The sequence below is a fragment of the Vibrio aquaticus genome (assembly GCF_003970385.1).
Taxonomy (GTDB): domain Bacteria; phylum Pseudomonadota; class Gammaproteobacteria; order Enterobacterales; family Vibrionaceae; genus Vibrio; species Vibrio aquaticus.
On record NZ_RXZH01000196.1, the window covers coordinates 1 to 369 of the forward strand.

Consider the following 369-nt stretch of genomic DNA (forward strand, 5'->3'; position numbering starts at 1 on the left):
GCTCAGTCTCTTCTTCGTTCAACGTCAACTTAACTGTGACGTCGATGTCTGCCGCTTTGCTTAGACTCACCGTGAAATGCGCTTTATCGCCTTCGCTTACGTCACCACCACCGGCAATGCTCACGGTTGGACGGTCGTCATCACCACCATTTTGGCCACCGTCTTGGATCGTTGCGTCGGCTGTGTTATCCGCTGGGTCTGTCGCCGTAAGCGCACCCTCAGCGCCTTCAACAGTCACACTGAAGTCTTCATCGCCTTCGTAGACTTTATCTTGCGCCGTCTTAACTCGTACTTTGACCGCATCTTCACCGGCTGGAACCGTCACTAAACCAGTCGTAGGTACATCTACCCACTCACCGTCTGCATTCT

The 369-nt window shown here is 53.4% G+C and carries 1 protein-coding gene; it reads right to left on the bottom strand.

The annotated features are described in order from the left end of the window. Positions 1 to 369, bottom strand: a 369-nt coding sequence (locus EJ063_RS20950) for a Calx-beta domain-containing protein (RefSeq protein ID WP_158676022.1), incomplete at both ends; no start/stop codon positions are given.